This is a genomic window from Streptomyces sp. NPDC056734 (genome assembly GCF_042790455.1).
In the GTDB taxonomy this organism is placed as follows: Bacteria; Actinomycetota; Actinomycetes; order Streptomycetales; family Streptomycetaceae; genus Streptomyces.
Map to the genome: position 1 here is coordinate 155730 of NZ_JBHTZD010000019.1, position 10987 is coordinate 166716.

General features: G+C 72.7%; 7 protein-coding genes and 1 pseudogene. 7 read left to right on the forward strand and 1 reads right to left on the reverse strand.

All coding sequences use genetic code 11. From position 1 onward, the window contains the following. Positions 1–2: 2 nt before the first annotated feature. Genes ACFRFC_RS27965 through ACFRFC_RS27980 form a run of 4 tightly spaced genes read left to right on the forward strand, consistent with a single transcriptional unit; the run spans position 3 to position 6949 of the window. Positions 3–1139: a thiopeptide maturation pyridine synthase gene (locus tag ACFRFC_RS27965; RefSeq protein ID WP_382693190.1), complete on the forward strand. Its 1137-nt coding sequence runs from the start codon at positions 3–5 to the stop codon at positions 1137–1139. Further along, entirely contained in the window at positions 1136–2674 is a 1539-nt protein-coding gene (locus tag ACFRFC_RS27970; RefSeq protein WP_382693191.1) for a SagB family peptide dehydrogenase, read from the forward strand. Before ACFRFC_RS27965 ends, ACFRFC_RS27970 begins: the two co-directional genes overlap by 4 nt. Continuing rightward, positions 2671–4896 (forward strand): hypothetical protein, encoded by a 2226-nt coding sequence (locus ACFRFC_RS27975; RefSeq protein ID WP_382693194.1) that lies wholly within the window; start codon positions 2671–2673, stop codon positions 4894–4896. Before ACFRFC_RS27970 ends, ACFRFC_RS27975 begins: the two co-directional genes overlap by 4 nt. Further along, positions 4889–6949, forward strand: coding sequence for a TOMM precursor leader peptide-binding protein (locus ACFRFC_RS27980; RefSeq protein ID WP_382693196.1), 2061 nt, complete (start codon positions 4889–4891; stop codon positions 6947–6949). The genes ACFRFC_RS27975 and ACFRFC_RS27980 overlap by 8 nt, the downstream gene beginning before the upstream one ends. Positions 6950–6998: 49 nt before the next feature. Here ACFRFC_RS27980 and ACFRFC_RS27985 read toward each other — a convergent pair whose 3' ends face one another. Further along, a complete protein-coding gene (locus ACFRFC_RS27985; protein ID WP_382693198.1) occupies positions 6999–7778 on the reverse strand; it encodes a BTAD domain-containing putative transcriptional regulator in 780 nt (259 codons plus the stop codon). Between the two features lie 293 nt (positions 7779–8071). Here ACFRFC_RS27985 and ACFRFC_RS27990 point away from each other — a divergent pair. The 3 genes and pseudogenes from ACFRFC_RS27990 to ACFRFC_RS28000 all read left to right on the forward strand — a co-directional run bounded on the left by ACFRFC_RS27990 (position 8072) and on the right by ACFRFC_RS28000 (position 10905). Further along, positions 8072–8420, forward strand: a pseudogene (locus tag ACFRFC_RS27990) (hypothetical protein). Between the two features lie 230 nt (positions 8421–8650). Then, entirely contained in the window at positions 8651–10267 is a 1617-nt protein-coding gene (locus ACFRFC_RS27995; RefSeq protein ID WP_383112660.1) for a flavin monoamine oxidase family protein, read from the forward strand. Next, positions 10264–10905 carry a Rid family hydrolase gene (locus tag ACFRFC_RS28000; protein WP_382693202.1) on the forward strand — a complete coding sequence of 214 codons (642 nt, stop codon included), beginning with the start codon at positions 10264–10266 and terminating at the stop codon, positions 10903–10905. The genes ACFRFC_RS27995 and ACFRFC_RS28000 overlap by 4 nt, the downstream gene beginning before the upstream one ends. The last annotated feature ends 82 nt before the right edge of the window (positions 10906–10987 follow it).

Genomic DNA, 10987 nt, shown 5'->3' on the forward strand with positions numbered 1-10987 from the left:
CCATGCAATGGCACAGCATTCACGTGCACTATCACGAGGCGAATCTCGACCGGCTGATCGTCGAGGGTGTCCGCCCCTTCACCGAGCGGATCGCGGGCGTCGACGGCGTGGCCGCCGCCTATGTCGTCCGCCACTGGCTGCGCGGCCCCCATCTGCGGCTGAACGTGCGGGCCACCCAGCGCGCCTTCCGCGAAACCGTGCTGACCGCCGCCGAGCAGACCCTCGGCAGCTTCCTGGCCGCCCACCCCTCCGCCGGCGGAATCGACGCGTCGTCGTCCGCCGACACCCACCGGCGCCTCGCCGAACTGGAGCGCGAGGAGGGCCCGCTCGTACCGTGGCAGCCCGACAACACGCTGCTCATCGCCCCCTACGACGACCGGCTGACGGCCGTACGGACGGTGGCCGCCGCGGAGCACCGCGCCGAGTTCCTGAGCGCCACCACGCCCCTGCTGTTCGACATGACCGAGCGGGTCCTGAACGGGGGCACCCGGCGGCTGGCGATCGCCTTCGACCTGATGATCGCCACCGCCCACCGGATGAGTGGCGGCGGTGTCATCACCGGGCTCAGCTCCTTCCGCTCCCACGCCGAGGCGTTCCTGTGCCGGTGGCCGGAGGGCCAGGGCCGGCGCGCGGCCTGGGACCGGTACCACACCCGGCACGCCCAGGCCCTCAGCCAACGGGTCCATCTGGTGACGCGTTGTCTTGACCAGCCCATGCCCGGTGTGCCCGAGATCCCCTTCGTCGCGCCGTGGGTCACCCTCCTCGGCACCTCCCAGATCCACGGCCTGGGGCTGATCCGGGCAGGACAGATGACCATGCCCACCCCGGCGGAGGACGGACAGAACGCCACCGACGGGCTGAGGCTCGTCGATGTCAGCCCCTACCACCGGGTGGTGTGGGCGAACCCGGACTGGCAGCGCATCATGGACTCGCCGTGGCTGTCCGCGTGGCGGCTCGCCCTCAACTACCTCTACCTCCAGACGACCCGGCTCGGGGTCGGCCCGGCCGACCGCTTCCTGCTCTGCCACCTGGCGGCCAACGCGATCGAGGACGCCTACGGAATCTCCGCCTTCGACATCGCACGCGGACGTCAGGCGCGGGAGCGGCTGCCGGAGACCATGGCCGAGGGGGTCGTATGACTGCCGCCCTTAGCGCCGGAGTCGTCGCCGAACCGCTCCGGGAGGTCCTGCGGCTGCGGCCGGGCGTGACCAGCGTCAAGGACGGCGACGGCCACCTCCACCTGGTGTGCGGGCTGGACCACGAACCGCTCGGCCGCATCACCCCGGCCCAGTACGCGCTGCTCCGCCGACTGGCGGCAGAGCAGGTGCCGTCCACCGAGGGCACCACGGACGACCTCCCCGCCGAAGCCGCCGACGCCACGGATGCCGCCGATACCACGGATACCACGGATACCACGGATACCACGGATGCCGCCGATGCCACCGATGCCGCCGAAGCCATCGAGTCCGCCGATGCCTCAGCGGCGGCCCGCCACGAGCTGCTGGACCGGCTCCGGAACCGCGGCTGGCTGGTGGTCACCGTCTGCCGCGGTGACCGCGAGCTGTACGCGGTGGTGCCGACGCGGATCACCGGCTCCCCGCCGCCCACACCCCCGGAGGGACCGGCAAAGCTGTCCCGGTTCACCGTCATCCAGCGGCGCGGCGCGGAACTGGTCGCGGAGTCACCCCAGGGGCGAGCCCGCATCGACATCAAGGACCCGGCCATGCTGCGCCACCTGGCCGATCCGGACGGCCGACTCCGCGAACCGGACGACGCGGCGGAGCGGGAGGCGGCGGAACGCCTTCGGCACGACCTCCGTCACGCCGGGCTGCTCGCCGGGCCGGAGGAGGACGCCGAACTCGCCGGGGCGCAGTGGTCCGCCCACGATCTGTGGTTCCACACCAGCACCCGATGGCTCGTCCGACCGGGCCAGAAGATGGGCCGGAGCGAGTGGGGCCGCGCCCGCTTCGCCCCGGTTCCGGCCCGCCCCGAACCGTACCCGGGCCCAGGCGTCGAGCTGTTCCGCCCCGACCTGCGAGAACTCCTCACCGAAGACCGCACCCTGACCTGGGTGATCGAGCATCGGCGAGCGATCCGCGAGCACGACGACGCCAACCCCCTCGACCTGCGCACGCTCGGGGAGTTCCTCTACCGGTCCGCGCGGACCGTGGCGACGGAGACCTCGGGCGACGTGGAGAGGGTGCGGCGCCCCTCCATCACGGGCGGCAGCGGCGGCGGCGACCTGGAGCTGTACCCGGTCGTCCGGCACCTGCGCGGAGCTGATCCGGGGATGTACCACTACGACCCCGTGGACCACCGCCTGGTGCTGGTCAGCCCCTACACACCGGCGGTCCGCCGCCTGATCCGCGGCGCGGCCTGGGCGATGGCCGGATCCACGAGCGAACCGCAGGTGCTGTTCGTCATCGCCGCCCGCTTCGGACGGGTCATGTGGCGCTACGAGAACCTGTGCTACGCGCTGATCCTCAAGAACCTCGGCGCCCTCTACCAGACGATGCACAGCGTGGCCGTCGCCATGGGCCTGGCCGCCTGTGCCCTGGGCGTCGGCGACACCGCGCAGTTCGAACGGATCACAGGCCGCGACCCCCTGGCCGAGGGCAGTGTCGGTGAGTTCGCCCTGGGCCGACCCGCCCGGAACCCGGCGGTGCCCGCGTGACCCGGCGCTATGGACTGCGACTGCGCGACGACGCCTATCACGTGGCCACCGACGACGGGCTGTCGTTGCTCACCCACCGCGGGCTGCTGAGCCTCAGTGGCGCGTCCGCCGCGTGGACGGCACGTCTGCTGCCGCACCTGGACGGCACCCGCACCGAGGCCGATCTCACCGCCGCCGTCCCACCGGACCGGCGCCAGGCGGTGACACGGATCATCGCCGCCCTCCGGGACCACGGCGCGGTCACCGAGCTACCGGGCCGGGGCGCCGGAGCGGACGACGATACGGTCCAAGGACCCGGCGCCGGGCCTTACTCCGGACGGGAGTACGGCCCGGACTGTGGTCCGGAGTGCGGCCCGGAATACGGCCCGGAGACGCAATTCCTCACGCACGCCGGTGGCCTCCCGCACGGAGCATTCACCGCCTACCGGAACACCGCAGTCCACGCCGTCGCCCCCGCCGAACTGCTGCCGGCCCTCGTGCGCGCGGCGCTGCGCTCCGGGCTGCGCGACGTGACCGCCGTGGCGCTGACCGGTGACGGCCCGCCACCGGAACTCACCGGCCCCGACTGGCACGGCTGGCACAGCTGGCGCCGCGACCCGGCCCAGCGGCTGCATCCGTACGACGGCCCGCCCATCGCCACCGACCTCACCGCGCTCGCCGGCGCCGCCGGTGCCGTCCTGGCCCTCGCCGACGACCCGGCCCGCGCCGGCCAACTGGAGTTCGCCTGCCGGGCGGCCGGCACCCCACTGGCACTGCTCGTTCTCGACGACACCCACGCCTGGCTACTGCCCCCGAGCCCGGCTGACACCGACGCACCGGGCTGGCGCGACCTCCGGCGCCGTCTGGCGGCGACGCCCCCGCCCACCGCCCCGGTTCCCTTGGTCGAGCCCGTCACCCCGAGCGCCGGGCAGCGCCCCGATGCCCCCGGCGACACGGCGACCGCCACCCTGCTGGCGTCGAAGCTGGTCCACAGCGCCTTCCGCGCGCTGACCGGAGCCACTCCCGGCACCGTCACCCACGACGCGATCCGGATCGACCGCGCCACCCTCGCCTCACATCCGGCCCGCTGCCTGCCGCACCCCTTCACCCGGCCGTCCGCCCCGGAGACGGAAGCCTCCTTCCGGAACCGTCTCGCCCAACTCACCCACGGCGAGCGCCTCGACGACGCCGCCTTCTCGCGGCGTGCCGCACCCCTCATCGATCCCTGGTTCGGACCCCTCGCACTCGACGAGGCCGACCTGGGCCAGATGCCGCTCAACGTCTGCCGGGCCCAGGCACGCCGGGCCCCCGGGCCGCCGGCCGTCGCCGCCGAACCGTACCGACGGCTCGGGGCGGGCTTCGGCCTCGAACGGGCCCGGTGCGCCGCCGCCCTCGCCGCGCTGGCCGACCACGCCGCCCACACCCTGGACCCACGCAGGCTGCTCGCCGCCGACGGCACCCCCTTGCTGCGCCCGGACGATGCCCTGGACGCCGACCCGCGGCGCGCGGCAGCGGCCCTGAGCGCCGGAAACCTGCGCGGCTACGAACTGGACGCCCCGGACCGCCACCGCCTGGTCCCCGCCGCCACCGTGCACAGCGCGCCCGCCCGCGCGGCCGGTTACGACTGGGCCGAGGCGCTCGGCACCGCTCTCGCCGTCCACGCCTGCCACCGGGCCACCGCCGCCGCCACGACCCACTCCGACGCGGGCCCCTTCGACGCGGGCCCCTTCGACCGCATCGACCCGGAGTCGATCGATCTGGACCCGGCGGGCGCCGCCTGCCGGGAGCACCTCGCCCGCCGCACCGGCCTGCCCGAGGTGTACGACCTGAACGGCGACATGGGGCTGACCGTGCTGGCGTTCTGCGAGGGCACCGAGACGGTCGCCCACGCGGCGGGCCCCGATGTCGGCACGGCCCTCGGCACCGGCCTGCTGCGTGTCCTGCTCCGGCGGCAACTCCGCGCCGAGGGCCGCTCAAGCCCTGACCCCGCACGGCTTCCCAGGCTGCCCGCCGTCCGCCGGGGGAGCGGCGCGGCGCACCGCCCACAAGCCCTGCCGACAGCCGCACCCGCCCCGGCGGACCCCTGGACCGTCGCCGCCGCACCCGCCCCGGTCGACCCCCGGACCGTCGCCGCCCGATTGCGGCAGCGCGGCACGGTGGCGGTCGCCGTCCCCCTCGACCACGATCCCGCGGTCGTGGCGGTCCTTCCCTACCTGGTCACGGTGGTGCTGCTCAATGCCTGACCCCACTCCCACCCTCACTCCCACCCCCGCCCCGGTGGTCCTCCTGCACGGCACCGGCCTGCTCGCCCAGGCGATCACCACGGCGCTGGCGAGACGAGCCACGGCCGTATCCGCCGAGCCGCCATCCGGGTCGGATCAGCCGCCGACCGGGCCAGATCAGCCGCCGCCCCGACCGGACCAGCCGCCGGCCACCCCACGCGGCCTCATCACCGCCGACGACGGCTGGAATCCAGGTCGCTCCCAGCACGCCCGCGCCACCGCCGCCCGCCTCGGCATCCCGTGGCTGCGTATCCGTACCGAACTCGACAGCATCGTGATCGGCCCGCTGGAGATCCCGGGCCGACCCGGCTGTGTCCGCTGCGCGGAGTCACGCCGCCGCCGCATCGACCCGGACGACCCCGCCCGGCGTGCCGTGCTGCGCGCCCACCGTGAACGGCTGCGGGACACGCCCTCGGCCTGGCTGACCTCGCTGGCCGCCGACGTGGCCGCCGAACTGGTGGCGGAGGAGATCGAGGCACTGCCCAACGGCGCCGCCGCCCGCACCCGGGGAGCGCTGCTGCGGCTCGACCTGGAGACCCTGTCCCTGGGCCGCCATCCGTTCCTCCCCGATCCGCTGTGCGCGGTGTGCGGGGAGCCACCCGCCACCGCGGGCGTTCCCGAGCCACTCACCCTGGTCTCCCGGCCCGCCCACGCCCCCGGCAGCTACCGGACCCGGGACATCGACGCCGAACTGAACCGGCTCGAAGCGCTGTACGTGGACGACGAGGCCGGACTCATCCGCACACCGGTCACACGCTCGTACGCGGCCGGCCTGGTCGTCACCGCCGCACCGGTCGGCCTCGTCGGCGGCACGTACGAGGCCGGCTACGGCCACAGCGCCAGTTTCCCGGCGAGCCGCCGGAGCGCCCTGCTGGAGGCCCTGGAGCGGTACGGCAGCGTGCCCCGAGCACCCGGCGCGCGCGGGGACGCCGTGGTCACCGCGGCCTACGCCGACATCAAGGACCGTGCGCTGAACCCCCGTGACCTCGGTCTCCACCCCCCGGAGCAGCACCGGAAGCCGCACTTCACGTACCCGCCCTTCGACGAGCACACGCCGTACACCTGGGTCTGGGGCCACTCCTTCGCCCGCGCCGAACCCATCCTGGTCCCCGTCTCCTGCGCCTTCTACAACAGCAGCTCCGTTTCGGGCCGGACCCACCCCGCCTTCGTCTACGAGATCTCCAGCGGCTGCGCCCTGGGCGGCTCGCTGGAGGAGGCCATCCTGTACGGCGTGCTGGAAGTGGCCGAACGTGACGCCTTCCTGATGACCTGGTACGCGCAACTGCCCGCCCCCCGCCTTCAGGTGGGCGACACCACCCCGCGTCTGGCCGCCGAACTGGCCGCCGCCGAAGTGGAGACCGGCTACCGACTGCTGCTGTTCGACATCAGCACCGAGCAGCGGCTGCCCTGTGTCTGGGCGATGGCGGTCAACCCGGCCGCAGGGCACGACGGCCGGCCCGCGACGGTCTGTGCCGCGGCCTCGCACCCGACCCCCGAGGGCGCCGCCCGCGGAGCCCTGGCGGAACTCGTGCCCCTCCTCGGCGACCTCATCGAGCGCTACCCGCGAAACGCCGACCGGGCCCGGACGATGGTCCACGATCCCGAGCTGGTGATGGAGATGGACGACCACGCCCTGCTGTACGCCGATCCGCTCGCCGCCCAGCGGCTCGCCTTCCTCATCGACTCCCCGTACGAACGCGAACTGGACGCCATGGGCATGCCGGGGGCGTTCGCCGGTGACGACCTGCGGGACCACGCGCTGGAGGCCGTCGGCCGCTTTCTCGACGCGGGGCTGGACGTCATCGTCGTCGACCAGACCACGCCGGAACACGAGGCCGGCGGCCTGGCCTGCGTCAAGGTCCTCATCCCGGGGACGCTGCCCATGACGTTCGGCCACCGTCACCGCCGCGTCGAGGGCCTGCCGCGTCTACGGACGGTGCCGCGCCTCCTCGGCCACCGGGCCGACGAGCTGCCCCCGGCCGCAGTCAACCCCCATCCGCATCCGTTCCCGTGACAGGCTCCTGTCCCGTCGTCACCTCCCTCGCAGACGGGCCGAAGACGCGTCACTCGTGTGGCAGGAACTCGCGGCGCTCCAGCACCTGGTCCTGCGTGAGGATCAGTCGGTGCAGCCGCTGGAGCGCGCTGTCGAGGTTCATGCCCAGGTCATCCCGATACCGCTCGTAGGTCCGGCGGTGCAGTTCCAGGGCGTCCACCTGGCTGCCCGAGCGGTAGAGGGCCAGCATCAGCAGGCCGACCAGCGGTCCGTCCAGCGGATTGTCCGCGACCGCGCCGGACAGCGGGCGGATCACCTCCTCGTGGCGTCCGCGCCGCACCTCGATGGCGAAGCGTTCCCGCCGTAGCTCCCGCCGCTCGCGGCGCAGCCCCTGCCGGACACTGTCCGCCCACGGCCCGCGCAGCCCGGTCAGTGGCGGCCCCCACCACAGCGCTTCGGCCTCGCCGAGGAGACGGGCGGCGGTCTCCGGGCTGGTGGACCGCCTGGCCAGATCTCCGAGGCGGCGCATCTGGTGCAGGTCGATCGTGTACGCGGGGATGTCGAGCCGGTAGCCGTCCGCGCCGCGCTGGATCACGGCACCCCCGCCCGCCTGCCGCAACGGGTGCCTGAGCCGGGACACATAGGTATAGACGATGCTCCGGGCGTTGACCGGCGCGGACTCGCCCCACAGCCGTGTGACCAGCGTGTCCATCGGCACCGGCTTGCCGGGAGCCAGCGCCAGCGCGGCGAGCAGGCACCGCTGCTTCGGCGTGCCCAGCGGCACGGTCCCCTTCGCGCCGAGCAGTTCGACCGGCCCGAGCAGTCTCAGCCGCAACCCTGTGTGTTCCATGGCCATCCCCCGATGCCGACCTTCCTCTGTCCCTGCCGGGCGCCCAGGCTGGCGTCGCTGCCACCCAGCGGCTACCGACGGCGAGCCTGCCGCTTCTCGCGGCGCGCACATGTCTGCTCGACGGTGGCCCAGGGGGGCGGAAAGCGGTACCTACAACAATGCAGGGGATCAGCCGGTGACGAGGTCCCGAACGTCTGAGCCGAACGGATCCGGAACGGTGGCGCCGGCTGTGATCCCGGCCGGTCTCCGGCCCCGCGTCCCACCAGGCCATCTTGCCGGAACGGCAACATTGCGTGCCGCGTCGTGGGCCGCCTGGCCACACTGAGCGCACACCGTCACAGAGCGCCTCCACGGGCGCACGGCAGAGCCCGCCGATCGCGTCCGCCACACCACCTGCCACGGCGGTCGGCGCCCCCGAACCGCAGGTGCGGACGGCCGCCGTGCGGTCGGGCACGAACCTGCTCGGTCTGCTCACCCATCTGACCCTCGTCGAGCGCTCACTGTTCCCCGGGGACGATGTCGCCGACGGGCAGGCGACGTTCCAGGCCGCACCGGTTCCCCGGCGAGGCCGGACCGCTCCCGCGGCACGCGGGCCACGCGGACATCCTCCGCGAACTCATCGACGGCACGACCGGCCGCTGATCCACCGTCGCCGGGGCGGGTGGGCCGGCCCATGTCGGGACGGCGCAAGCTCCTTCCTCCTGGTTTGCGCCGCTCGCACCGGTTACGCCCATGCCATAGCGCTGTAACAGTCCTGACGAAGACTCATGGCGCACCTCCGGTCTCCTCAGACACGTACCCCCCACGTGACCGGGTTCATCGAACGACCGTTCCCTGGGTGGCACATGCCCCGGGGAGCGGATGAGGAGGAAATGATGGTTGCAGAGCAATCCCCGGCATCCCGCCGTAACTTCCTGAAATCCGTCGGCGTCGCGGGTGGCGCCGGAGTGATGTACTCCGCGATGGGCGCGCTCGGGCTCGCCCCGGTTCCGGAAGTTCGGGCGGACGCGTACCGGGCGCCCCAGCAGAGCGACTTCACGCTCACCGGGCGCGGTGGCGGCAAGACGGTGCTCGTGCTCGGCGGCGGCATAGCCGGGCTGGCGACGGCGTACGAGCTGGGCAAAGCGGGTTACGACTGCCGGATCCTGGAGGCGAAGGACCGCCCCGGGGGCCGTAACTGGACGGTCCGCGGCGGCACCACGCTCACCGACCTCGACGGGCGCAGACAGACGGCGTCCTTCACCAAGGGCCAGTACATCAACGCGGGCCCGGCCCGGCTGCCGCAGTCCCATGTCACGCTCGACTACTGCCGCGAACTCGGCGTCGAACTCCAGGTTTTCACCAACCAGAACGCCAACGCGTACATCTACCAGGAGAACAGCGCCGCCCTCGCGAACGAACCCATGCGCTGGCGCACGGCGAAGGCCGACGTCTACGGCTATGTCTCCGAACTGCTCGCCAAGGCCACCGACCAAGGCGCCCTGGACACCCGGCTCACCGCGCAGGACAAGGAACGCCTGATCCCGTTCCTCCAGAGCTTCGGCGCCATCAAGGGCAAGGCCGACGGCTACGCCTACGCCGGTACCAACCGGCGAGGCTACTCCGTCGAGCCGGGCGCGGCCTTCGAGGACGGCACCGTCCTCGGCCCGGTGCCGACACTGTCGGACGTCATCGCCAGCGGCGTGGGACAGCGCTTCTCCTTCGAACTCGGCTACGACCAGGCCATGATGATGTTCCAGCCGGTGGGCGGCATGGACGCGATCCCGAACGCCCTGGCCAAGGCGATCGGCCAGAGCCGTATCACCTACGGCGCCAAGGCGCTGGAGGTCAAGGACCTGGCGGACGGTGCCGAGGTCACCTACAAGGACGCCGCCGGCCGTACCCGCACCCAGCGCGCCGACTTCGTCGTGTCGGCCGTACCACCGATGATCATGGCCCGCCTCAAGCACAACCTCGGGACCGACATCACCGCGGCGCTGAAGTACGCCGTCCCGACCCCCGTCGGCAAGATCGGGCTCGAATATCGCAGCCGGTGGTGGGAGACGGACGAGCAGATCTACGGCGGCATCACACCGACCGACATGGACCTGGCCACCATCTGGTACCCCTCGTACGGCTACCAGGGCCGCCGAGGCACCCTCGTCGGCTACTACAACTTCGGTGCCAACGCCCTCGCGTACAGCGCTCTGCCGCACACCGAGCGCCTTGCGCGGGCGGTGAGCCAGGGCGTGAAGATCCACGGAGACAAGTACCGCACCGAACTCGATCACTCCTTCAGCGTGGCCTGGCACCGCACGCCCGACATCGAGGCCGGCTGGGTGAGCTGGCCCTCGCAGACCGGTGCCGAGTACAAGCTGCTCAACCAGCCCGCCGGGCACGTCTACTTCGCCGGTGACTGGCTCAGCCACACCATCGCCTGGCAGCACGGCGCGTTCACCTCGGCCCGCAAGGTCGTGACCGACATCCACGAGAGGGTGCTTTCCGCATGAAGCGACGTACGAAAGTTGTGATCGGTACGGCCCTGGCCGCCTCGCTCCTCACCGGCGGCACCGCACTCGCCGGGGGCAAGAGCTGGTCGCCCGGCACCAAAGAGGTCCGGGTCATGCTGCCCGAGGGCCAGTCCAACCCGTCCATCGCCACCGGAGTGGCGACCGGCGCCGAGGTGGCCATCTACCAGAGCAGCGGCCTCGGCCCGACCGCGCTCAACCCGTCCGCACCGGCCGGCTCACCCGAGCTGTACACCGATCCGTCCCTCACCCAGGGCGCCACGGGTGTCACGGTCACCGAGGCACAGTCACTCGTCGTCCTGCGCAACATCAAGACCAACCTCGAAGCGGCGGGCCTGACCCTGGCCGACGTCATCACCATGAAGTGTTACCTCATGAGACCGCCCGGCGCCCCGAGCGCCGACTACGCGGGATGGAACCGCGCGTACCGCCAGTACTTCGCCAACATCGACCTCACCTCGAACCAGGTCGTCCCGGTCCCGATGGGCACCTCCGCCCCCAAGGCCCCGACGGTCGCCAACAAGGCCCGTCCCGCACGCGCCACGATGGAGGTCGCGTCGCTGGCCGTCACCGGCTGGATAGTGGAGGTCGAGGTCACCGCCACGTACAAGAAGCGCTGACCGACACGGACCAGCGGGCAACCGCGACGAAGGGCCGGGTCCGGCCCCGAACCGTACGTCGCCCCTGCCGGGCGGCGCCCCC